This window comes from Rathayibacter sp. VKM Ac-2759, assembly GCF_009834225.1.
In the GTDB taxonomy this organism is placed as follows: domain Bacteria; phylum Actinomycetota; class Actinomycetes; order Actinomycetales; family Microbacteriaceae; genus Rathayibacter.
This window is the reverse complement of the sequence record NZ_CP047176.1, coordinates 2455518-2477599: the sequence shown is the minus strand read 5'-3', so window position 1 is coordinate 2477599 and position 22082 is coordinate 2455518. Positions and strand designations below refer to the sequence as shown.

Genomic DNA, 22082 nt, shown 5'->3' with positions numbered 1-22082 from the left:
GATGCACGATAATAGAGGGATACGTCACGAAAGGGGAACTCTATGGCGGCCATGAAGCCGAGGACCGGAGACGGACCGATGGAGGCTGTTAAGGAGGGGCGACTCATCGTCGTGCGCGTTCCGCTCGAAGGAGGCGGACGCCTCGTCGTCTCGGTCAACGATGCAGAGGCGAAAGAACTCCACGACGCACTCGCGTCGGTGGTGGCTCCCGCCTGACCTGCACTGTCGAGAACGCCCGTCGCACTCCGTGCGGCGGGCGTTCCCTCGTTGTCGGGCCGGTGGGCGAGCGCGTCAGGCGCGGCGCTTGTTGGCCTGCAGCAGTCCGTCGCCGATCGGCGAGAGGACGCTGACCACCGCCGGCGAGGCGCAGACCTCGGCGACGAGCGTGCGGAACGCTGACGCGATCTCGTCCCGCTGCGCCGGATTGGAGACGCGCCCGCGCCAGAGCGCGTGCGGCACGAGCACGGTGCCGCCCGGTCGCACGAGACGCAGGGCGTGCTCGACGTTCTCGATGACCTGCAGCGGGTCGCCGTCGACGAAGACGATGTCGTACGAGTTCTCGTTCATCCGGGGGAGGACCTCGAGGGCGCGCCCGGGGATGAGCCGGAGGCGGTTGGGCGAGATCCCCGCCTCGTGGAACTGGGCTCGCGCGTGCTGCTGGTGCACCGCCTCCGAATCGATGGAGGTGAGCATCGCCTCGGGGGCGCCGTCGAGCAGCCAGAGCCCGCTCACGCCGGTCCCCGTGCCGATCTCGATGATCGAGGTCGCGCGCGCGGCGGCCGCGACCAGCGCGGACTGCGCGCCGATCGAGGGCGAGACGGCGTCGATGCCGAGCTCGACCGCGAGCCGGCGGGCGGAGGCGATGGCCTCCGATTCGACGATGGCGTCCTCGGCGTACTTCCAGTTGGCATCCTTGTCGGACACGGACGGACTCCCTTTCGTCGATGCGGCCGGCGGATCGCGCCCGTCGCACGGTCAGGTTACGGTGGCGCGGGAGGTCGGTGACGCAGGCGCGGCGGGTTACTCTTGTGTCGTGTTCGGTTTGACGTTCGACAAGCTCCTCATCATCGGGGTCATCGCCGTCTTCGTGCTGGGTCCCGACCGCCTGCCGCACTACGCCGCCCAGCTCGGGCAGCTCGTGCGCAAGGTCCGCGGATTCGCCACGCAGGCCCGCGAGCGGGTCAAGGACGAGATGGGCGAGGAGTTCAACGAGGTCGACTGGAAGAAGCTCGACCCCCGCCAGTACGACCCGCGCCGCATCATCCGAGACGCGCTCCTCGAGGACGACACCCCGACTCCGAGCGTCAAGCCGCCGACCGCCGTCGCCGCCCCCGTCACCACGGTCGCATCGAAGCAGGACAGCTACTACACGACGATGAAGCGCTCCGCTGGTGCGGGCGAGCTCTCGACCGTCGCGCCTCCGCCCATCGACTCGGAAGCGACCTGAGCCGAGACCGCTCCTCCTGAGCCGGGCACGTGGTCGGCTCAGCCGACCGACATCGGGAGGCTCCGCCCGGTCAGCCCGCGCGGCCTCCTCGCGAGGTCCTGCGCGAGCGCCGCGATCGCGCGCGCGGCGGGATCCTCGGGGTCGCCCACGACCACCGGCACGCCCTCGTCGCCTCCCGCGCGCAGGGCGACGCTGATGGGCAGTGACGCGAGCACCGGCACCGGATCGCCGCTCGCCGTGAGCCGCCGTGCGACCTCGGCACCGCCTCCGCTGCCGAAGAGCTCGAGCACGCTGCCGTCGGGCTGGGGCAGCCCCGCCATGTTCTCGACGACGCCGATGATCCGCTGACCGGACTGCCGAGCGAGCGCGCCGCTGCGCTCCGCCACATCGGCGGCGGCGGGCTGCGGCGTCGTCACGATCAGCACCTCGGCGTGGGGGAGGAGCTGGCCGATCGAGATCGCCACGTCTCCCGTCCCCGGCGGCAGATCGAGCAGCAGCACGTCGAGGTCGCCGAAGTAGACGTCCGTCAGGAACTGCGAGATCGTGCGGTGCAGCATCGGTCCGCGCCACGAGACGGCGGCACCGCGGGTGTCGCCCTCGAGGAACATCCCGATCGAGATGACCTTCACGCCGTGAGCGACCGGGGGGAGCATCAGCTCGCCCACCCGCGTGGGCCCGGCGACCCGACCGTCGTGCATCAGTCCGAGGAGGCCGGGGATCGAGAACCCGTGCACATCGGCGTCGACCAGCCCGACCGAGAGCCCCTGCTGCGCGAGGGCGACCGCGAGGTTGGCGGTGACCGTCGACTTGCCCACTCCGCCCTTGCCGCTGGTGACGGCGATGACCCGGGTGAGGGAGTCGGGGCCGAACGGCATCGCCCGCCGAGCACCGCGGAGGCGCTCCGTGAGGGCGTTCCGCTGCGCCGGCGTCATCACGCCCACCTCCAGGCCCGTCCGCGTCACTCCCGGCGTCCGCTCGATCGCCTCACGGACGTCGCGCTCGATCGCCGAGGCCGCCGGGCAGCCGACGATCGTCAACCGGATCTCGACGTCGACGGCGCCGTCATCGGCCACCACGACGGACTCGACCATGTCGAGCTCGGTGATGGGCCTGCGGATCTCGGGATCCACGACGCGCGCCAGGGACTCCCGGACCGCGCGCTCGAGGTCGGACGGATCAGGCATCGCCGCGCTCGGGTGCGCCCGACTCCGCGCGATCCTTCTCGAGCTCCTCGACCAGACTCCGCAGCTCGGAGCGGATGAAGTCCTTGCTCGCCATGTCGCGGATCGCGAGGCGGAGCGCCACGACCTCGCGGGCGAGGTACTCGGTGTCGGCGAGATTGCGCTCGGCACGCTGACGGTCCTGCTCGATCTGCACGCGGTCGCGGTCGTCCTGACGGTTCTGCGCGAGCAGCAGCAGGGGGGCGGCGTACGAGGCCTGCAGCGAGAGGATCAGCGTCAGCACCGTGAAGCCGAGCGCCTGCGAGTCGAAGCGCGCGTCCTCGGGGCCGTAGGTGTTGAAGATCAGCCAGAACACGCAGAAGACGGTCATCCCGACGAGGAACCACGGGGTCCCCATGCCGCGGGCGAACGACTCCGTCAGGCGGCCGAAGCGGTCGCTGCTCTGTCTGTTGCGCAGCGGGAGGACCCGGGTGCGGAGTCCCTTCGGGGCGTCGAGCCGCCGGTCCTGCTTAGTCTCCCGAGCCACGGGCGCCCCTCCATCCTCGTCGTCGTCCTGCACTCGCCCTGGTCGTCTGCGGCGGCGCGAGCGGGATGCCCTGCGTCGCCGTGGTCACCGGCTTGCGGGGTTCGTCGTCGTCGCCGTGACTGCGCCAGTCGTCCGGGAGCAGGTAGTCGAGGACGTCGTCGATCGTGACGACTCCGACGAGGCGGTGCGACTCGTCGACCACGGGCACCGAGACGAGGTTGTAGCTCGCGAGGATCCGCGCGACCTCGGCCGCCGAGGTGTCGGGCGTGATCGGGTCCAGGCTCGGGTCCAGCAGCGTGCCGAGGCGCTCGTGCGGCGGGTAGCGGAGCATCCGCTGGAAGTGCACCATGCCGAGGAAGCGCCCGGTCGGCGGCTCGTACGGCGGCAGTGTCACGCAGACGGCCGCCCCGAGCGCCGGCGCGAGCTCGTGCCGGCGGATGAGGGCGAGGCCCTCGGCGACGGTCGCCTCGGACGAGACGATGATCGGCTCCGTCGTCATCAGGCCACCAGCCGACTCGGGAGCGTAGGTGAGGAGCATGCGGACGTCCTCCGCCTCCTCCGGCTCCATCAGCTCGAGGAGGGCCTCGCCGCGCTCGTCGGACAGCTGGGCGATCAGGTCGGCCGCGTCGTCGGGCTGCATCTGGTCGAGCACGTCGGCCGCGCGGTCGTCGTCGAGCTGGCCGAGGATCTCGACCTGCTCGCTCTCGGGCATCTCCTCGAGGACGTCGGCGAGGCGGTCGTCCGACAGCTCGCCGGCGACCTCGAGCATCCGCTGCTGAGGCAGATCGAGGAGGGTGCTGGCGAGGTCGGCGGGCTTGAGCTCGGAGAGGCTGGCGACGTACTGCTCGGCCGACTGGGCCTCGCGCGAGACGCTCTCGCGCACCTCCCGCCACCCCGCGAAGGTGGTCGCGCCCTTGGCGAAGGGGGAGGGGCTCGTCTTCGGGCGGCGCACGAACAGCTGGGCGAGCTGCCACTCGCCCGGGCCCACCTCCTCGATCGCGACGTCCTCGACGATCGCGTCGCCCGAGCCGTCGACGAAGCTCATGCGCCGGCCGAGGAGCTCGGCGATCACGCGCACCTCGCCGCTGCGCTGCTCGAAGCGGCGGACGTTGATGAGACCGGTGGTGATGATCTGCCCGCTGCCGATGCTGGTCACGCGGCCGATCGAGACGAAGACGCGGCGCCGGCCGGGGATCTCGACGACCAGCCCGACCACGCGCGGAGGGTCGTTCTGCCGGTAGACCAGCAGCACGTCGCGGACCTTGCCGACGCGATCGCCGGCGGGGTCGAAGACCGTGCATCCGGCCAAGCGCGCGACGAAGACTCTGGCAGAACTCACGGCTACAAACCTAGTGCCGCGCACCCGGGCGCCGGCCGAGCGTTCCCGGCTCGCCCTCGGGATGCTCTCGATCGCTGTTCAGAAGCCTCCAAGTCGGCTGTGCGAGCCTGAACGGGTGACTCAGCAGATGCCGTTCAACGGCCGCGGGCCGGCGTTCCCGACCATCCCTCGCGGCGAGATCCTCGCCACCTTCGACACGTACCAGGAGGCGCAGGCCGCGGTCGACGTGCTCGCCCGCGCCGACTTCCCGGTGCGTCAGCTCGCGATCATCGGCAACGAGCTGAAGAGCGTCGAGCGGGTGACCGGCAAGCTCACCTGGGGCCGGGTCGCGCTGGCGGGTGCCGCCTCCGGAGCCTGGCTCGGCGTGTTCCTCGGCCTGCTGCTCATCATCTTCTCGCCGACCACCGACTTCTCGTTCCTGATCGCCGCCGTGCTGCTCGGTGCCGGCTTCGGCATGCTGTTCGGCCTCGCCTCCTACGCGGTGAACCGCCGTCGCCGCGACTTCACCTCGACGATGCAGGTCATCGCGACCAGCTACTCGGTGCTCGTCGACCCCGAGGTCGTCAATCGCGCCCGCAACCTGCTCGACGGGCAGAGCGCCGCGGCCGAGGCGCCGCAGGCCGTCTGGGCGCCGCCGCCCGTGACGGGGGAGCCGCAGCCGGTCCGCCCCGAGGACGACCAGCGCTAGTCTCCCGCCGCGTCAGCGGGAGCCGACGGGCGGCAGGACGATGTCGACCACGAGTCCGTGGGGTTCGCGGTTCGAGAGGGTCACCGTTCCTCCGGCCGAGACGACCGTCGTGTGCACGAGCGCGAGGCCCAGGCCGCTGCCGCCGGAGGCGAGGGTCCGCGAGTCGTCGGGCCGCGAGAAGCGGTCGAAGGCGACGGGGATGAACGCCGTCGGCATGCCCGGGCCGTCGTCCGACACGGTCAGCAGCAGGCGCCCGTCCTTCTGGCTGAGGGCCGCCACGATCATCCCGCCGCGCTCGATCGCCTGGATGGCGTTGCGCACGAGATTGTCGATGACGCGGCCGAAGTCCTGGGCCGCGACTCCGTACAGTCGCGACGGCTCGCGCTCGTCGATGTCGTAGTCGATCTCGACCCCTGACTCGCTCGCCAGCAGCCTCGTCCGGTCGACGGCGCCGACGAGCTCGTCGACCAGCTCGTCGAACGGCGACGTCGGCCGCGCCGAGCGGCTCTCGATCCGCGAGATGTCGAGCAGGGCCGAGGCGAGGCGCACCAGCCGGTCGACGCTCTTGCGGGCGTCGAGAATGACCCGGTCGACGGCCACCGGATCCTCGACCCGGTGGTGGGCGATCTCGAGCTGAGCCGACAGGGCGGCGAGCGGAGTCCGCAGCTCGTGGCTCGCATCCGACACCATCTGCTTCTCGCGGGCGAGAGAGGCGGTCTGCTTGGTGAGGAACGCGTTCAGCGTCTCGGCGAGCTCGTCGATCTCGTCGCGGGTGCCCACGACGGGCAGCTGGTCGCCCTGCCCGGGGTCGGCGGCGATCTGGTCGGCCCGCGCGCGCATCCGCCTCACCGGGGCGAGCGCCGCGCCCGTGAGGATCCAGGAGGCGAGCCCGAAGGTCACCACGAGGAAGATGGCGGCGTAGACGAGCACGTGCGCGAAGTCGTCGAGCACCAGCTGCGACGCCGCCTGGTCGCGGGCGGTCGCCACGCTCCAGGTGCCGTCGTCGGCCTCGACCGCGGTGATCCGCACGAGGTACCGCGTCGATCCGGTCGTGATCTCGGTGTAGCGCGGAGTCGTGTCGGCACCGTCCGCCTCCAGCTCGTCGGCGACGGCCGCCGAGAGGCGGGCGGGCATCGTGGTCGCGCCGGAGTCGCCCTCGGGGCTGACGGCGAGGTAGAGCTGCCCGGTCGAGGAGCCCTCGGCCCGCGGGACGTTGCCGGCCGAGATGTTGCGGCGGATCTCGTCCTCGATCGACACGAGGATGGTCCGCTCGCTCCGTTCGACGATGCCGGAGACCACCTGGTAGAAGAGCATCGCGGCCAGCGCGAAGAGAACGGTCGCAACGGCGACGCTGCCGACGGTGATGCGCGCGCGGATCGTGAGGGCGTTCGAGCGGCGCGGTGCCGAGTCGGGCGTCGACACGGCCCTACTCGACAGGGCGGAGGAAGTAGCCCTTGCCGCGCACCGTGACGATGCCGACTCCGGTGTCCTCGGTGGGCAGCTTCTTCCGGAGGTAGCTGACGTACTGGTCGACGATGTTGTTGTCGACGATCTCGCCGCCGCCCCAGATCTCCGAGAGGATCCGCTGGCGGGTCACGACCGAGCCGACCGGGGTGATGAGGAGCTTGAGCAGCTCGAGCTCTTTCGGGCTGACGTGGATGCGGGTGCCGTCGGCCGTCCGGCGGATGCTCGATCCGTCGACCGTGATGCGGCCCACCTCGATCGAGGTCGACATCAGCGAGGGGCTGCGGCGCAGCAGGGCGCGCAGGCGGGCGTTCAGCTCGGTGAACGCGAAGGGCTTGGTGAGGTAGTCGTCCGCACCGGCGTCCAGTCCGAAGACGCGGTCCTCGATGGCGTCCCGCGCCGTGAGGAGCATGATAGGCGTCGACCGGCCCAGCTCGCGGATGCGACGGCAGATCTCGAAGCCCGACATCGCCGGCAGCATCACATCGACGATGGCGGCCGAGAACTCCGCGTTGTTGAACGCGACGAGCGCGTCGACGCCGTTCGTCGTCAGCTCGGCTTCGTAGCCGGCGTCTTCGAGGCCGCCGACGAGGGCCTCGCCCATGGCTGGATCGTCTTCGACGACAAGGATCTTCACGCGCTCACCCTACGACCCGGCTCTCAGGAACGGGCGGTTCCTGAGAGCGTTTCGAGGGATGTTCGGGGTTCGCGGCGAGGAAGCCGTGCCCCCGATCGAGGGAGGTTGCAACCGGAGGGACGATGTGTCCCCACGCTGAGCAAATCTGCTGTCTTTTCCCGCCAAATCGTTCCCATCCAGGGGACAGACGACTACGAATAGGACACGACGTCTCCCGGCGAATGTCGCGCACCCGAAGCGCGATCCGTCCCAACGGAAGTTCGCGACGTCGACGAAATGGTTGACTCCAATGACCTCTGTGCAAAGGCGTTCGCGACCGCGGACCTATCACCACTCCGATCGTCCTCCTGAGACCTCGTCCACTGAAGCGACGACGAAGGCATTCTCCTTCGTGCCGATCTGGACCCGAGTGGCGATCTCCGTCGGCGTCTGGGTGATCGCGCTGCCGTTCATGCTGGTGATGCTGCCGTTTCAGAAGCGCTCTGGTGGAGAGCGTCCATAGCGGGGCGGTCTCGCGGTCAGTGCGACAACGACGTTGACCCGCCTCGCGTCGGCGTGGCGGACGACCGGGCTTCAGACCCGGTCGGACACTCAGGTCATCGCACTATGCGGGTCGAACCCCCGACCGCTGTCGTGTTGTCGGGAAGGTCTCGGACTACGACGGTGCCTGCTCCGATCCTGACGCCGTCGCCGACCCGCACCGCGCCGACGACAGTGGCGCGAGCGCCTATGTATACGTCGTCACCGATGACCGGAGTCCCGCCCTTCGACTCGCCGATGGTCACGCCGTGATAGATGAACGCGTTCCGGCCGATGACGGTGCGCGGGTGCAGGATCACGCCGCGCCCCCAGTGCGGAAGACGGAGACCGGGGCCAACGATCGCTGACGGCGGGAGCTCAGCCCCCACTATGACTCGCGTCCAGAGCAGATCCGCCGTTCGGAAGGCGATGCGGTGCGGCACCCGGCGCCGACTTGCCGTCGCGTACTGTCCGAAGCGGAAGATCAGGACGGTCAGTCTGTCGGACGCGTGGCCCTTCGCCGCCAGGTCGCCACGCACATTCGATCGGAGCTCCGAAGCTTTCACAGGAACCAGTCTGCGGACGGCGACTGCGGCTGTCCATCATTTGTCGGAGAGCGCGAGACGGAGGGTGGACTTGCATCCGTCGCCCTCGACACGATCATGTCTGCGTCGTCATTGCCGCGAGCGGCCACAAACAAGGGACCCGAGCGCCGTGGGTCGCGACCGCCGGGGCGCAGAGGTAGCCTGACAACCCGCGTCGTGCTGAGGTGAAGACCTGCTGAGCTCGAAGATCCGAGCGGATGTGCCCCCAGTAGGATTCGAACCTACGCCCCTGCCTCCGGAGGGCAGTGCTCTATCCCCTGAGCTATGGGGGCCAGGAGTACCGGACAACATTAGCACCCGGCCGGACGCCTCCCCGACGCCGGCGCGGGCTGCCGGTCATGCCACGATGGAGCCATGCTGCGCACCGTCTCCGCCTCGCTGGGCCTGCGTCTCTCGGGGCCGACCGACCTCATCTTCCTGGTGGCCGCGACGCCGACGGGCACCGCGTTCGAGGACTCGTTCACCGTCCTGCTCGACGGCGAACCGGTGCCCGTCCGCGAGTTCGACGCGCGGCACGGCGCGCGCATCCACCGGGTGGAGGCGAACCGGGGCGAGATGACGGTCGAGTACCGGGCGCGCGTGGAGGGGCACGGTGCCCCCGACGAGCCCAGCGAGCTCGAGCTGGTGGAGTACCTGCGGCCGAGCCGCTACGCCGAAGCGGATGCCCTGGGCGGCATCGCGCGGCGCGAGTTCGGCCGCGCCCGCGGCTTCGAGGCGCTCGCCGCGGTCGAGGAGTGGGTGCACGGCCGCCTGTCCTACGTCTACGGCTCGACGGTCGCGACCGGGGGAGCGGCGCAGGTGATCGAGAGCGGACAGGGCGTCTGCCGCGACTTCGCGCACACCGTGGCCGGCCTCCTGCGCGCGCTCGACATCCCGGCGCGCGTCACCGCCGTGTACGCGCCCGCGCTGCAGCCCAAGGACTTCCACGCGGTGACGGAGGCGTGGGTCGGCGGGGCCTGGCACGTGGTCGACGCGACCCGGCTGGCTCCGCGGGGCTCGATGCTGCGCATCTCGTCGGGCCGCGACACCGCCGACACGGCGTTCCTCAGCAGCTACCTCTCCGACCTGCGGCTCGAGACCATGAGCGTCGACGCCGAGTGCGACGAGCTGCCCGAGGACGACCACGTGTCGCCGATGCGACTGGGCTGACTCAGCTCGTCAGGGCGTCCAGCGCCGCGCGGACCAGCTGCTCGGGGTCGCCGGGCTCCACGAACGACTCGCTCGACGCCTCCAGCCAGTACTGGCCGACGAAGGCGTCGGCGACTCCTCGGCCGCCCGCAACCTCGTAGTAGCCCTCGACCTCGGGAGGCTTGCCGTAGGTGGGGACCGCCTTGCTGGTCGTGTAGTACTCGTTCTTCAGTGCCTCGATGATCTCCGGGTCCAGCTGCGCGACGGCGAGCTGGAACGACGCTCCGGAGGAGTCCGTCCAGCCGCAGACCACTCCGTCGTAGCCGGCGATCTCGGTCGACACCGCTGTCGGCTCGACCTCGCCCGGCGCGAAGCCCGCCCAGAGCCCGGTCAGCGCTGAGGAGGGGACGAGCGAGGCACCCTAGCAACCGCTCCGTAGGCGGGCCGACCGCCGGGCGGCCGCGACGGCACCGGCCGGTAGAATCGTGCCCCGTGACTCCCGAACAGCTCGCCGCCTCCCTGCACGCCCTCGTCCTCGACGCCGTGCAGCGACGGGGGAGCGACGTCGAGGTGGCGCTCTCGGACGTCGTGCTCGAGCGCCCCAAGAACCGCGACCACGGTGACTGGGCCTCGAACATCGCGATGAAGCTCGCGAAGAAGGCGGGGGCGAACCCTCGCGAGCTCGCCGCCGAGCTCTCCGAGGGCCTCGCCGCGGTCGACGGCGTCGCCTCGGTCGAGGTCGCCGGGCCCGGCTTCCTCAACGTGCGCCTCGAGGCCGCCGCCGCAGGAGCTCTCGCGAGCGCGATCGTCGAGGCGGGGGAGTCGTTCGGTACCGGGTCCCTCTACTCCGGCGTGCGGATGAACCTCGAATTCGTCTCCGCCAACCCCACCGGACCCATCCACATCGGCGGCACCCGGTGGGCGGCCGTCGGCGACAGCCTGGCCCGCGTGCTGATCGCGCAGGGCGCCGAGGTGACGCGCGAGTACTACTTCAACGACCACGGCGCGCAGATCGACCGCTTCACCCGCAGCCTGCTCGCCGCCCACGACGGCCTGCCGACTCCCGAGGACGGCTACGGCGGCGCCTACATCGCCGACATCGCCGACCGCGTCGTCGCCGCGTACCCGGGGGACCTGTCGGTGCTGCCGGAGCAGGAGCGCGCCGAGACCTTCCGCTCGATCGGCGTCGACCTGATGTTCGGCGAGATCAAGCAGAGCCTGCACGAGTTCGGAGTCGACTTCGACGTCTACTTCCACGAGAACTCGCTGCACGAGTCCCGCGCCGTCGAGCGCGCGATCGAGCGCCTCCGCGAGCTCGGCCACATCTTCGAGGCCGACGGAGCGACGTGGCTGCGCACCACGGACTTCGGCGACGACCGCGACCGGGTCATCATCAAGAGCGACGGAGAGGCCGCGTACATCGCGGGCGACCTCGCCTACTACCTCGACAAGCGCGAGCGCGGCTTCGACCGCGCGATCATCATGCTCGGCGCCGACCACCACGGCTACATCGGCCGGATGATGGCGATGTGCGCGGCGTTCGGCGACACCCCCGGCGTGAACCTCGAGATCCTGATCGGGCAGCTGGTCAACCTGCTCAAGGACGGGGAGGCCGTGCGGATGTCCAAGCGGGCCGGCACCGTGGTGACGATGGAGGACCTCGTCGAGGCCGTCGGCGTCGACGCGGCCCGGTACTCGCTGGTGCGCTCCTCCGCCGACTCGACGCTCGACATCGACCTCGACCTGCTGACCAAGCGGAGCAACGACAACCCGGTCTACTACGTGCAGTACGCGCACGCCCGCACCCGCCAGGTCGCCGCGAAGGCCGAGGCCTCGGGAGTGCCGCGCGAGCCCTTCGCGCCCGAGACGCTCGTGCACCCGACCGAGTCGGCGCTGCTCGGAGGCCTCCAGGAGTTCCCGCGCATCGTCGCCCACGCGGCCGAGCTGCGCGAGCCGCACCGCATCGCGCGGTACCTCGAGGAGATCGCGGGCCTCTACCACCGCTGGTACGACAACTGCCGGGTCGTGCCGCAGGGCGAGGATCCGATCGAGGCGGTGCACTCGACCCGTCTGCGGCTCAACGAGGCCACCGGCCAGGTCCTGCGCAACGGCCTCTCGATGCTCGGCGTGACCGCTCCGGACCGGATGTGACCGAGGTGCCTCGACGGAGGCGCCGCGTCCTCGTCGTCGCGGTGGTGATCGTCGTGCTGCTCGTCGTCGCCGCGGTCGTCGGGGAGGCCCTGGCGCGCCGCGCGGTCGCCGATCAGGCGGCGTCGGGCATCCGGGAGGCGCTCTCGCTCCCCGCCGATCACCCGGTCGACGTCGAGGTGGCCGGCTGGGCCGTGCTGCCGCAACTGCTGTCGGGGCGGCTCGACCGGCTCGACATCCGCAGCGACGACGTCGCCTTCGGCGACTTGAACGGTGATGTCGACGCCACCCTCGAGGGTGTGCCCGCGAGCGGATCCGGCGCGCTCGACTCCGGCACCGCGACCGTCGCCCTCGACCCGGCCTCGGTGAGCGATCTCGTCGCCGCGCGGAGCGAGGTGCCGATCGACGGAGTCACCCTCGACCCGCCGCTCGTGCGCGTGAACACCTCCGTCGAGGTGCTCGGGCTGACCCTCGCGGCCGGCGTCGGGATCGAGCTCGGCGCGACGGACGGGGCGATCGAGCTGACCCCGTCGGAGGTGACGGTCGCCGGTGCGACGCTGACCGCCTCCGACGTCGAGTCGCGCTTCGGCGCGGTCGCCGACGGGCTGCTCGGACCCCGCTCCGTCTGCATCGCCGACTCGGTGCCGCGGGGGCTCACGCTGACCGCTGCGGTGGTGTCGTCCGAATCGCTCGACGCCACCTTCGCGCTCGCTCCGACGTTCCTCAGCGACCCCGCGCAGCAGGAGACCGGCGTCTGCCCCTGACCCGGCTCGGCCCGCGCGCCGCCGACCGGTAGGATCGGAGCCCTGTGCCCGCGGGATCCCGCGGCCCGGCACCGCCGCACACACTGAACTCGATGGCTTCAGGGGTCAATCCGGACTCGCTCGCCACGCAGTGACGCTCCCACTCTCTCCTGTGAGGTCTCACCCGTGGAAAACGACGACGCGCCCGCCCGCGCCCCGCGTCATCCGCTCGCACCCGAGTGGCTCCTCGCCCCCGCCGAGGCGGACTCGCTCGTCGACGGCGTCTGGTCCGAGAACACCGAGCGCGACGACGACGGCGTCCTCCGCGTCGCGGGCGTCACCGCCACGGCGCTCGCCGCGCAGTTCGGCACTCCGCTCTACGTCGTCGACGAGGACGACGCCCGCCGTCGTGCGGTGCGGACCCGCGACGCCTTCGCGCGCGAGCTCGGCCGGATCGGCACCGGCGTCACCGTCTACTACGCGGGCAAGGCCTTCCTCTCGACCGAGGTCGCCCGCTGGATGCGCGACGAGGGCCTCAACATCGACCTGTCGAGCGGGGGCGAGCTCGCCGTCGCTCTCGCCGCGGGCATCGAGCCCGAGCGGCTCGGGCTGCACGGCAACAACAAGTCGCTCGCCGAGATCGACCGCGCGGTCGAGGTCGGACTGGGCACGATCGTCCTCGACAGCCTGATCGAGATCGAGCGGGTCGCCGCGGCGGCCGAGCGGCACGGCAGCGTGCAGGCGGTGCGGCTGCGCGTGAACAGCGGAGTGCACGCGCACACCCACGAGTTCCTCGCCACCGCGCACGAGGACCAGAAGTTCGGCATCACGCTCGCCGACTGCCCGGAGGCGGTCGCCCGCATCCGCTCGCACGCGAGCCTGCGCTTCCTCGGCCTGCACTGCCACATCGGCTCGCAGATCTTCGGCTCCGCCGGGTTCGCGGAGTCGGCCTCGCGCCTGCTCGAGGTGCACGCGGCGCTGCTCGCGGGCGGCCCCGTCCCCGAGCTCAACCTCGGCGGGGGCTTCGGCATCGCCTACACGAGCGCCGACGACCCGACGCCGATCGACGAGATCGCCGCGGCCATCGCCGACGCGGTCGCCGCGCAGTGCACGAGCCGCGGCATCCCGGTGCCGCACATCGCGATCGAGCCCGGCCGCTCGCTGATCGGCCCGGCCGGCCTGACCCTCTACGAGGTCGGCACGATCAAGGACGTCGTCGTCGGCGCGGACGGTGCGGTCCGGCGCTACGTGAGCGTCGACGGCGGGATGAGCGACAACGCCCGCCCCGCCATCTACGGAGCCGACTACACCGCGCGGATCGCCGGCCGCTCCTCCGGCGCCGAGCCCGCCCTCGTGCGCGTGGCGGGCAAGCACTGCGAGTCGGGCGACATCGTCGTGCACGACGACTACCTGCCCGCCGATGTGCAGCCCGGCGACCTCCTCGCGGTCGCCGCGACCGGCGCCTACTGCTGGTCGCTGTCGAGCAACTACAACCACCTCGGACGCCCCCCGGTCGTCGCCGTGCGCGACGGCCGCGCCCGCGTGATCGTGCGGGGAGAGAACGAGGACGACCTCCTCCGCCGCGACGCCGGCATCGAACGAAAGGCCATCCTCCGATGATCGAGTACCGCAGCCTCCGCGTCGCCCTGCTGGGCGCCGGGTCCGTCGGTGCCCAGGTCGCGCGCCTCCTGCTCGACCACGGCGACGAGCTCGCCCAGCGCGTGGGGGCGCCGCTGGAGCTCGCCGGTGTGGCCGTCAGGGACATCGACGCACCGCGCACCGCCGACATCCCCCGCGAGTACCTGACGACCGATGCCGAGGCCCTGATCCTCGGCGCCGACATCGTCGTCGAGCTGATCGGCGGCCTCGAGCCGGCGCGCAGCTACATCCTCAAGGCCATCTCGTCGGGTGCGGACGTGATCACCGCGAACAAGGCGCTGCTCGCGGCGCACGGGAACGAGCTGTTCGAGGCGGCCGACCAGGTCGGCGCCCAGCTGAACTACGAGGCGGCCGTCGCGGGAGCCATCCCGATCATCCGGCCGCTGCGCGACAGCCTCGCGGGCGATCGGGTGCACCGCATCATGGGCATCGTCAACGGCACCACCAACTACATCCTCGACCGCATGGACACCGAGCACTCGACCCTCGAGGAGGCGCTCGCCAGGGCCACGGAGCTCGGCTACGCGGAGGCGGACCCGACCGCCGACATCGAGGGCTACGACGCCGCGCAGAAGGCCGCGATCCTCGCGCGCCTCGCGTTCCACACCGACGTGCCCGTCACCCTCGTGCACCGCGAGGGCATCACCGGCATCACCAAGCAGCAGATCGACCAGGCCCGCGAGTCCGGCTACGTGGTCAAGCTGCTCGCGATCTGCGAGCGGCTCGTCGACGCGAAGACGGGGGAGGAGGGCGTCTCGGCCCGCGTCTACCCGGCGCTCGTCCACCGCTCGCACCCCCTCGCCGCCGTGCACGGCGCGAACAACGCGGTCTTCGTCGAAGCCGAGGCCGCGGGCAGCCTGATGTTCTACGGAGCCGGTGCCGGCGGCATCGAGACGGCCTCCGCGGTCCTCGGCGATGTGGTCTCGGCCGCGCGCCGGCACGTCGTCGGCGGCCCGGGCCTCGTCACCAGCGCCAGCTCCGGACTCCCCGTCCTGCCGATCGGACACGTGACGACGCGCTACCAGGTCACCCTGGAGGTCCTCGACCGGCCCGGCGTGCTCGCGCAGATCGCGGGCGTCTTCGCCGACCACGGCGTCTCGGTCGAGACCCTCGTGCAGACCCCGCCCGTCGCCGACCCGCTCGACGACGCCGCGGCCGGTGCGGAGCGCCGCGAGCCGACCGCTACCCTGGTCATCGGCACGCACGCGGCGGCAGAGTCCGACCTGGCGGCCACCGTCACCGCCCTCCATTCCCATGGGTTCGTCGGCGCCGTGACGTCTGTTCTACGAGTTGAAGGAGCCTGAGATGGCCAAGCAGTGGCGCGGAGTCCTGCACGAGTACGCGGACCGCCTCGATGTCACCGAGGCGACCCCGGTCATCACGCTCGGAGAGGGCGGCACCCCGCTCATCCCGGCTCCGGCTCTGTCGGCCCGCACGGGCGCCAAGGTCTGGGTCAAGTACGAGGGCATGAACCCGACCGGCTCCTTCAAGGACCGCGGCATGACCATGGCGATCTCGAAGGCCGTCGAGCACGGCGCGAAGGCCGTCATCTGCGCCTCCACCGGCAACACCTCGGCCTCCGCGGCCGCCTACGCGACCCACGCCGGCATCACCGCGGCCGTGCTGGTGCCCGAGGGCAAGATCGCGCTCGGCAAGCTCAGCCAGGCGATCGCGCACAACGCCCAGCTGCTGCAGGTGCAGGGCAACTTCGACGACTGCCTCGACATCGCGCGCGACCTCGCGAAGAACTACCCGGTGCACCTGGTGAACTCGGTGAACCCCGATCGCATCGCCGGCCAGAAGACCGCGGCCTTCGAGGTCGTCGAGGTGCTGGGCGACGCCCCCGACCTCCACATCGTCCCGGTCGGCAACGCGGGCAACTACACCGCCTACTTCCGCGGCTACTCGGAGGAGCTCGAGCGCGGCGCGACCACCCGCCTCCCGCGCATGTTCGGCTTCCAGGCCGAGGGCTCCGCGCCGATCGTGCACGGAGCGGTCGTCCGCCACCCCGAGACCATCGCCAGTGCGATCCGCATCGGCAACCCGGCCTCGTGGGAGCTCGCGCTCAACGCGCGCACCGTCAGCGACGGCTACTTCGGCGCGATCAGCGACGAGAAGATCCTCGAGGCGTACCGCATCCTCGCGGGCGAGGTCGGCGTCTTCGTCGAGCCCGCCTCGGCGATCAGCGTCGCCGGCCTGCTCGAGCGCGCGGAGGCGGGGGCGATCCCGAAGGACGCCACCGTCGTCCTCACGGTCACCGGCCACGGCCTCAAGGACCCGCAGTGGGCCCTCCGCACCGCCGACGGCGCCGACATCACGCCGACCGTCGTCCCCGTCGACACCACCGCGATCGCGGGCGTGCTGGGGCTGGCCGGCGCATGACCTCGGCGGTTCCCGTCGGCCGCACCGTGCACGTCAAGGTCCCCGCGACCTCGGCGAACCTCGGCCCCGGGTTCGACACGCTCGGCCTCGCGCTCTCGTCGTACGACGAGCTCGACGTGACGGCCGTCGCGGCCTCGGGCGCCCGGGTGACCGTGCACGGTGTGGGCGAGGGGGAGGTGCCGACCGACGAGACGAACCTCGTCGTGCAGGCGATCGCCTACACCTTCGCGGACCAGCGCCAGGAGATGCCCGGCATCGAGGTCATCGCGCGGAACATCATCCCGCACGGCCGCGGGATGGGCTCCTCGGGCGCCGCGATCGTCTCGGGCATCATGGCGGCCAAGGGGCTGCTCGAGGGGATCGTCGCGCTCGACTCCGACGACCTCCTGCGCATCGCCACCGAGATGGAGGGTCACCCCGACAACGTCGCGCCCGCCCTCTTCGGCGGTCTGACCATCGCGTGGGTCGAGCCGGATGCGGCGGGCGGAGCCGAGACCCCGCTGCGCCCCCGGTCGAAGCGCCTCATGGTGCACCGTGGAGTGTCGCCGGTGGTCTTCGTGCCCGAGCACACGATGTCGACCAAGCTCGCGCGGTCGCTGCAGCCGCAGAGCGTGCCGCACGAGGACGCGGTCTTCAACGTGTCGCGCTCCTCGCTGCTCATCGCGGCGCTGATCCAGAGCCCCGAGCTGCTCTTCGCCGCCACCGAGGACAAGCTGCACCAGAACTACCGCGCCGCCGCCATGCCGCAGACCTCCGAGCTGATCGCGCTGCTGCGCTCGCACGGCTACGCAGCGGTCGTCTCGGGTGCCGGGCCGAGCGTCCTCGTCCTCTGCAGCGACCCCGCGCAGCGCCTCGCCGCGGCCGATCTGGTCGAGAAGGAGGCGCGCACACCGTGGCGCGCCCACATGCTGGCCGTCGACTTCAAGGGTGCTACAGTGGGCATTGCATCCTGAGGAACCGCGTCACGAGCGGAATCTGTCCGAAGGATCGTCCCGATAACCACGGCCATCGAATCGTGTGAAGGACGCCCGTCCTGCTCCTCTTGCAGATCGGCGTCCGGTCGTCCATCCTCCTCCGCTGCCTCGTCGCAGCCGGGGCGTGGGCTGCCGAGAGCATCGCGTGGATCAGAACACGCGATGGAACCGCACGGTCGATGAGCTCTCCCGGTGAGCACTCGCTCCCGGAGGGAAGGAACCCTCTCCAGTGACAGATGTCAACACCCGCGGCTCGGCCGTGGACTCCAGCACCGACCTCTCGGCCCTCCGCGTCGCGGAGCTCCAGGCGCTCGCGACGAGCCTCGGTCTCGGCGGTGCCTCCAAGCTCCGCAAGGGCGAGCTGGTCCAGGCGATCTCGGCGCTCCGCGACGGTGCGGCGTCCGAGGCGGCCGCCGTCGTCGACGCATCGAGCACCGAGGCCGAGCCGGCCGACGTCCTCGAGCAGGCCACCCCGGCGCCCGAGGCTCCCGCCGAGCCCGCGGTCGAGACCACCGAGGCCGACACCGCCGACGTGATCGAGCAGGCCGCTCCCGTCGTCGACGAGGCGCCGGCGCCCGTCGCCGAGTCGGCTCCGATCGAGTTCGAGTCGCCCGCCGCGGCCGAGCCCGCGCCGGAGCCCGCCGCTCCCGAGACGGTCGCCCCCGAGGCCGCCACTCCCGAGGCCGCCGTCGAGGCCGCCCCCGCCGAGCGCACCCCGCGCCGTCGCGCGTCGCGCCGCGCCTCCAGTGGCACCGTCGCCGCCGGCGAGCACCTCAACATCGAGGGCGGGACGGGCGTCGAGTCGCTCATCCCCGACCTCCCGGTCATCGAGCCGTCGGCCGACGCCGACCAGACCCCGAAGACCGTCGTCGACATCGAGCTGCCCAACGGGCCCGAGACCGGCGACACGTCGCGCGAGGGCGGACCCCGCGAGCGTCGCGGCCGTCGTCGCAGCCGCGGGGGGAACTCCGAGCAGAACGAGACCACCGAGACCGCCGCCTCCGACGACGCGGTCGACGCGCAGGACGCCGACAGCGACACCGCCGACGAGCAGGGCTCGAACGAGCAGCAGGGCGACCAGCAGAACTCCGGCGACCAGCAGGGCTCGAGCCGCGGCCGCAACCGCCGCAACCGCAACCGCAACCGCGGCGAGGACCGCCAGGGCGCGGACGGCGGTCAGCAGAACGGCCAGGGCAACCAGGGCCAGAACGCTCAGGCCCAGAACGCGAACGGCCAGGGCGGCAACCAGCCGCAGGGCGCCTCCAACGGCCAGAACGGCGGCCAGAGCTCCGGCGGCAACCAGCCCCAGAACGGCCAGCAGGCCGAGGGCGAGGACGGCCGTCGCAGCCGCTACCGCGACCGCAAGCGTCGCGGCGGCGCCGTCGGCGACGACTTCGAGCCCGAGATCAGCGAGGACGATGTCCTCATCCCGGTCGCCGGCATCCTCGACGTCCTCGACAACTACGCCTTCGTGCGCACCACCGGCTACCTGCCCGGCGTGAACGACGTGTACGTCTCGCTCGGCCAGGTCAAGAAGTACAACCTGCGCAAGGGCGACGCCGTCGTCGGAGCGATCCGCCAGCCCCGCGAGGGCGAGGGCAGCGGCCGCCAGAAGTACAACGCGATCGTCAAGGTCGACTCGATCAACGGCCAGACCGTCGAGGAGGCCGCCGCGCGCGTCGAGTTCCAGAAGCTCACGCCGCTGTACCCGACCGAGCGCCTGCGTCTCGAGACCGAGCCGGGCAAGCTGACCCAGCGGATCATCGACCTCGTCGCCCCGATCGGCAAGGGCCAGCGCGGCCTCATCGTCGCGCCGCCGAAGGCCGGCAAGACGATCGTGCTGCAGCAGATCGCGAACGCGATCGTCCAGAACAACCCCGAGGTCCACCTCATGGTCGTGCTGGTCGACGAGCGTCCCGAAGAGGTGACCGACATGCAGCGCACCGTGCGCGGCGAGGTCGTCGCCTCGACGTTCGACCGCCCCGCGGAGGACCACACGACGGTCGCCGAGCTCGCCATCGAGCGCGCCAAGCGCCTCGTCGAGCTGGGCCACGACGTCGTCGTGCTGCTCGACTCGATCACCCGCCTCGGCCGCGCCTACAACGTGACCGCTCCGGCCTCGGGCCGCGTGCTCTCGGGCGGCGTGGACGCCTCCGCGCTGTACCCGCCGAAGAAGTTCTTCGGTGCCGCGCGCAACATCGAGAACGGCGGCTCGCTCACCATCCTCGCCACGGCCCTCATCGAGACCGGCTCGAAGATGGACGAAGTGATCTTCGAGGAGTTCAAGGGCACCGGCAACATGGAGCTGCGTCTCTCGCGTCACCTGGCCGACAAGCGGATCTTCCCCGCTGTCGACGTCAACGCGTCGGGCACCCGCCGCGAGGAGATGCTGCTCAGCGCTGACGAGGTCAAGATCACCTGGAAGCTGCGTCGCGCCCTCGCCGGCCTCGACCAGCAGCAGGCGCTCGAGATCATCCTGTCGCGCCTGAAGGAGACGACCTCCAACGTCGAGTTCCTCATGCAGGTCTCGAAGTCGGCCGTCGGCCCGACCACCGCCGGTCACGGCAACGGCCACCACTAGCGCCTCGACGTCCGCGGTCGCCCCTCACGAGGGGTGACCGCGGGCGTTTTCGCGTCCCCGGGGCAGTCGAGCCCCACCTCCACTACCCCGGAAGCCAGGCCACCCCATGTTCGAATCCGTCAGCGTCCTCTTCGCCGAGCACGAGGACCTGCAGACGCAGCTGTCCGACCCGGCGCTCCACGCCGATGCCGCGCGCGCCAAGAAGGTCAACCGCCGCTACGCCGAGCTGAGCCAGATCAAGGCCGCGCACGCGGCGTGGATCGAGGCGGGGGAGGACCTCGACGCCGCCCGCGAGCTCGCCCGCGAGGACGACGCCTTCGCCGAGGAGGTGCCGGCGCTCGAGGAGTCGCTGCGCGTCGCGCAGGAGAAGCTGCGCCGCCTGCTCATCCCGCGCGACCCGGACGACGGCCGCGACGTGATCATGGAGATCAAGGGCGGCGAGGGCGGGGCCGAGAGCGCGCTGTTCGCCGCCGACCTCCTCCGCATGTACCTGCACTACGCCGAGGCGAAGGGCTGGAAGACCGAGATCCTCGATCGCGACGAGTCCGACCTGGGCGGCTACAAGAACGTGCAGGTGGCGATCAAGAGCAACGCGACCGACCCGTCGCAGGGCGTCTGGGCGCACCTGAAGTACGAGGGCGGTGTGCACCGCGTGCAGCGGGTCCCCGTGACGGAGTCGCAGGGCCGCATCCACACGTCGACCACCGGCGTGCTGGTGTTCCCCGAGGTCGACGCGCCCGAGGAGGTCGCGATCAACCAGAACGACCTCAAGATCGACGTCTACCGCTCCTCCGGCCCTGGCGGCCAGTCGGTCAACACGACCGACTCCGCGGTCCGGATCACCCACCTGCCGACCGGGATCGTCGTGTCGATGCAGAACGAGAAGAGCCAGCTGCAGAACCGCGAGGCGGGGATGCGCGTGCTGCGCGCCCGGATCCTCGCGCGTCAGCAGGAGGAGATCGCCGCGGCCGCCTCCGACGCGCGCAAGACGCAGATCCGCACGATGGACCGCTCCGAGCGCATCCGCACCTACAACTTCCCCGAGAACCGGATCGCCGACCACCGCACGGGCTACAAGGCCTACAACCTCGACGGCGTGATGAACGGTGCGCTCGATCCGGTGATCGAGAGCGCGATCCAGTTCGACGAAGAGGCGCGGCTCGCCGACATCGGCGGCGACGAGGCGTGATCACCGTGACGAACGACCTCGATGCCCGCGCACTGCTCGCCGACGCGACGGGCCGGCTCGCCAGGGCCTTCGTCCCGACGCCCGAGGTCGATGCCGAGCTGCTGCTGGGGCACCTCCTCGGGCTCGGACGGGGCGAGCTGCAGGCGCGCCTGATCACCGGGCTCCGTCTCGAGGAGCCCGCTGCCGCCTCGTTCGACCGCCTCGTCGAGCGCCGCGCGAGCCGCGAGCCGCTCCAGCACATCACCGGTGTCGCGCCGTTCCGATCGCTCGAGCTGGCGGTCGGCCCCGGGGTGTTCGTGCCGCGCCCCGAGACCGAGGGCGTCGCTCAGATCGCGATCGACGCGCTCCGTGCCGTCGTGGATCCGTCGCCGATCGCGGTCGACCTCGGCACCGGCAGCGGTGCCATCGCGCTGTCGCTCGCGCACGAGGTGCCGCACGCCCGCGTCATCGGCGTCGAGAACGCCGTCGAGGCGTTCATCTGGGCCCGCGGCAACCGCGACCGGCTCGCGCTGGAGAACGCGCGGATCGTCTTCGACGACATCGCCCGCGCGCTGCCCGAGCTCGACGGCACCGTCTCGGTCGTCGTGTCGAATCCGCCCTACATTCCCGCGGCCGCTGTGCCGCGCGATCCGGAGGTGCGGCTGTACGATCCGCCGTCGGCGCTGTACGGAGGCGAGGACGGCCTCGAGATCGTCCGCTCGCTCTCGATGACGGCCCGGCGTCTGCTGCGGCCCGGGGGAGTGCTCGTGATCGAGCACGGCGAGCTGCAGGGCGCGGAGATCCGCGCCCTGCTCACGACGGACGGCTGGCGCGGGGCGACGACGCAGCGCGACCTGACCGGGCGCGATCGGTCGACGGTGGCGGTGCGCTGA

The 22082-nt window shown here is 71.3% G+C and carries 22 protein-coding genes and 1 tRNA gene; 13 read left to right on the top strand and 10 right to left on the bottom strand.

What is annotated here, in order from left to right; all coding sequences use genetic code 11:
- Positions 1 to 42: 42 nt before the first annotated feature.
- Positions 43 to 216 (top strand): DUF3117 domain-containing protein, encoded by a 174-nt coding sequence (locus GSU68_RS11480; RefSeq protein WP_159856411.1) that lies wholly within the window; start codon positions 43 to 45, stop codon positions 214 to 216.
- A gap of 75 nt (positions 217 to 291) precedes the next feature.
- Here the strand turns inward: GSU68_RS11480 and GSU68_RS11475 are convergent, their stop codons facing one another.
- A complete protein-coding gene (locus GSU68_RS11475; protein WP_159908429.1) occupies positions 292 to 924 on the bottom strand; it encodes a class I SAM-dependent methyltransferase in 633 nt (210 codons plus the stop codon).
- A gap of 109 nt (positions 925 to 1033) precedes the next feature.
- On the opposite strand from GSU68_RS11475, the gene GSU68_RS11470 reads away from it, so the two are divergent.
- Positions 1034 to 1447, top strand: a complete 414-nt coding sequence (locus GSU68_RS11470; RefSeq protein ID WP_159908427.1) for a twin-arginine translocase TatA/TatE family subunit — start codon at positions 1034 to 1036, stop codon at positions 1445 to 1447.
- A 38-nt stretch (positions 1448 to 1485) separates the two neighbouring features.
- Here GSU68_RS11470 and GSU68_RS11465 read toward each other — a convergent pair whose 3' ends face one another.
- Genes GSU68_RS11465 through GSU68_RS11455 form a run of 3 tightly spaced genes read right to left on the bottom strand, consistent with a single transcriptional unit; the run spans position 1486 to position 4493 of the window.
- Positions 1486 to 2631 (bottom strand): Mrp/NBP35 family ATP-binding protein, encoded by a 1146-nt coding sequence (locus GSU68_RS11465; RefSeq protein ID WP_159908425.1) that lies wholly within the window; start codon positions 2629 to 2631, stop codon positions 1486 to 1488.
- On the bottom strand, positions 2624 to 3154 hold the full coding sequence (locus tag GSU68_RS11460) for a DUF1003 domain-containing protein (protein WP_159908423.1): 531 nt from the start codon (positions 3152 to 3154) through the stop codon (positions 2624 to 2626). Before GSU68_RS11460 ends, GSU68_RS11465 begins: the two co-directional genes overlap by 8 nt.
- Positions 3138 to 4493 carry a CBS domain-containing protein gene (locus tag GSU68_RS11455; RefSeq protein WP_159908421.1) on the bottom strand — a complete coding sequence of 452 codons (1356 nt, stop codon included), beginning with the start codon at positions 4491 to 4493 and terminating at the stop codon, positions 3138 to 3140. The genes GSU68_RS11460 and GSU68_RS11455 overlap by 17 nt, the downstream gene beginning before the upstream one ends.
- Positions 4494 to 4608: 115 nt before the next feature.
- Between GSU68_RS11455 and GSU68_RS11450 the strand changes: the two genes are divergently transcribed.
- Positions 4609 to 5181 (top strand): general stress protein, encoded by a 573-nt coding sequence (locus tag GSU68_RS11450; protein ID WP_244259250.1) that lies wholly within the window; start codon positions 4609 to 4611, stop codon positions 5179 to 5181.
- Positions 5182 to 5193: 12 nt separating this feature from the next.
- Here the strand turns inward: GSU68_RS11450 and GSU68_RS11445 are convergent, their stop codons facing one another.
- The 5 genes from GSU68_RS11445 to GSU68_RS11430 all read right to left on the bottom strand — a co-directional run bounded on the left by GSU68_RS11445 (position 5194) and on the right by GSU68_RS11430 (position 8678).
- Positions 5194 to 6603, bottom strand: coding sequence for a HAMP domain-containing sensor histidine kinase (locus tag GSU68_RS11445; protein ID WP_159908419.1), 1410 nt, complete (start codon positions 6601 to 6603; stop codon positions 5194 to 5196).
- Between the two features lie 4 nt (positions 6604 to 6607).
- Positions 6608 to 7282, bottom strand: coding sequence for a response regulator transcription factor (locus GSU68_RS11440; protein ID WP_279631033.1), 675 nt, complete (start codon positions 7280 to 7282; stop codon positions 6608 to 6610).
- Between the two features lie 327 nt (positions 7283 to 7609).
- Entirely contained in the window at positions 7610 to 7735 is a 126-nt protein-coding gene (locus GSU68_RS20070) for a hypothetical protein (RefSeq protein ID WP_279631032.1), read from the bottom strand.
- A 143-nt stretch (positions 7736 to 7878) separates the two neighbouring features.
- On the bottom strand, positions 7879 to 8367 hold the full coding sequence (locus tag GSU68_RS11435; RefSeq protein WP_159908415.1) for a serine acetyltransferase: 489 nt from the start codon (positions 8365 to 8367) through the stop codon (positions 7879 to 7881).
- A gap of 239 nt (positions 8368 to 8606) precedes the next feature.
- Positions 8607 to 8678, bottom strand: a tRNA-Arg gene (locus tag GSU68_RS11430).
- Positions 8679 to 8760: 82 nt separating this feature from the next.
- On the opposite strand from GSU68_RS11430, the gene GSU68_RS11425 reads away from it, so the two are divergent.
- Complete coding sequence (locus GSU68_RS11425; RefSeq protein ID WP_159908413.1) at positions 8761 to 9555, top strand: transglutaminase family protein; 795 nt, start codon at positions 8761 to 8763, stop codon at positions 9553 to 9555.
- A gap of 1 nt (position 9556) precedes the next feature.
- On the opposite strand, the gene GSU68_RS11420 is transcribed toward GSU68_RS11425, so the two are convergent.
- A complete protein-coding gene (locus tag GSU68_RS11420) occupies positions 9557 to 9877 on the bottom strand; it encodes a hypothetical protein (protein ID WP_159908411.1) in 321 nt (106 codons plus the stop codon).
- A 149-nt stretch (positions 9878 to 10026) separates the two neighbouring features.
- Here GSU68_RS11420 and argS point away from each other — a divergent pair, with 149 nt between their 5' ends.
- The 9 genes from argS (at position 10027) to prmC (ending at position 22082) form a co-directional block, all read left to right on the top strand.
- On the top strand, positions 10027 to 11685 hold the full coding sequence (gene argS, locus GSU68_RS11415) for an arginine--tRNA ligase (protein ID WP_159908409.1): 1659 nt from the start codon (positions 10027 to 10029) through the stop codon (positions 11683 to 11685).
- Positions 11682 to 12446, top strand: coding sequence for a DUF2993 domain-containing protein (locus GSU68_RS11410; RefSeq protein WP_159908407.1), 765 nt, complete (start codon positions 11682 to 11684; stop codon positions 12444 to 12446). Before argS ends, GSU68_RS11410 begins: the two co-directional genes overlap by 4 nt.
- A 165-nt stretch (positions 12447 to 12611) precedes the next feature.
- Positions 12612 to 14045, top strand: a complete 1434-nt coding sequence (gene lysA, locus GSU68_RS11405) for a diaminopimelate decarboxylase (protein ID WP_159908405.1) — start codon at positions 12612 to 12614, stop codon at positions 14043 to 14045.
- Positions 14042 to 15388, top strand: coding sequence for a homoserine dehydrogenase (locus GSU68_RS11400; protein WP_159908403.1), 1347 nt, complete (start codon positions 14042 to 14044; stop codon positions 15386 to 15388). Before lysA ends, GSU68_RS11400 begins: the two co-directional genes overlap by 4 nt.
- Position 15389: 1 nt before the next feature.
- On the top strand, positions 15390 to 16466 hold the full coding sequence (gene thrC, locus GSU68_RS11395) for a threonine synthase (RefSeq protein ID WP_159908401.1): 1077 nt from the start codon (positions 15390 to 15392) through the stop codon (positions 16464 to 16466).
- Positions 16463 to 17419 carry a homoserine kinase gene (thrB, locus tag GSU68_RS11390; protein WP_159908399.1) on the top strand — a complete coding sequence of 319 codons (957 nt, stop codon included), beginning with the start codon at positions 16463 to 16465 and terminating at the stop codon, positions 17417 to 17419. The genes thrC and thrB overlap by 4 nt, the downstream gene beginning before the upstream one ends.
- Positions 17420 to 17669: 250 nt before the next feature.
- Positions 17670 to 20021, top strand: coding sequence for a transcription termination factor Rho (gene rho / locus GSU68_RS11385; RefSeq protein ID WP_159908397.1), 2352 nt, complete (start codon positions 17670 to 17672; stop codon positions 20019 to 20021).
- A 106-nt stretch (positions 20022 to 20127) separates the two neighbouring features.
- A complete protein-coding gene (gene prfA, locus GSU68_RS11380; protein ID WP_159908395.1) occupies positions 20128 to 21210 on the top strand; it encodes a peptide chain release factor 1 in 1083 nt (360 codons plus the stop codon).
- A gap of 5 nt (positions 21211 to 21215) precedes the next feature.
- On the top strand, positions 21216 to 22082 hold the full coding sequence (gene prmC, locus GSU68_RS11375) for a peptide chain release factor N(5)-glutamine methyltransferase (RefSeq protein WP_159908393.1): 867 nt from the start codon (positions 21216 to 21218) through the stop codon (positions 22080 to 22082).

Bases quoted from the DNA above. Each gene is read 5' to 3' on its own strand.
- GSU68_RS11465 (WP_159908425.1), bottom strand. From the start codon at position 2,631: ATGCCTGATCCGTCCGACCTCGAGCGCGCGGTCCGGGAGTCCCTGGCG.
- GSU68_RS11480 (WP_159856411.1), top strand. From the start codon at position 43: ATGGCGGCCATGAAGCCGAGGACCGGAGACGGACCGATGGAGGCTGTT.
- GSU68_RS11425 (WP_159908413.1), top strand. From the start codon at position 8,761: ATGCTGCGCACCGTCTCCGCCTCGCTGGGCCTGCGTCTCTCGGGGCCG.
- thrB (WP_159908399.1), top strand. From the start codon at position 16,463: ATGACCTCGGCGGTTCCCGTCGGCCGCACCGTGCACGTCAAGGTCCCC.
- GSU68_RS20070 (WP_279631032.1), bottom strand. From the start codon at position 7,735: ATGAACGGCAGCGCGATCACCCAGACGCCGACGGAGATCGCCACTCGG.
- GSU68_RS11400 (WP_159908403.1), top strand. From the start codon at position 14,042: ATGATCGAGTACCGCAGCCTCCGCGTCGCCCTGCTGGGCGCCGGGTCC.
- prfA (WP_159908395.1), top strand. From the start codon at position 20,128: ATGTTCGAATCCGTCAGCGTCCTCTTCGCCGAGCACGAGGACCTGCAG.
- thrC (WP_159908401.1), top strand. From the start codon at position 15,390: ATGGCCAAGCAGTGGCGCGGAGTCCTGCACGAGTACGCGGACCGCCTC.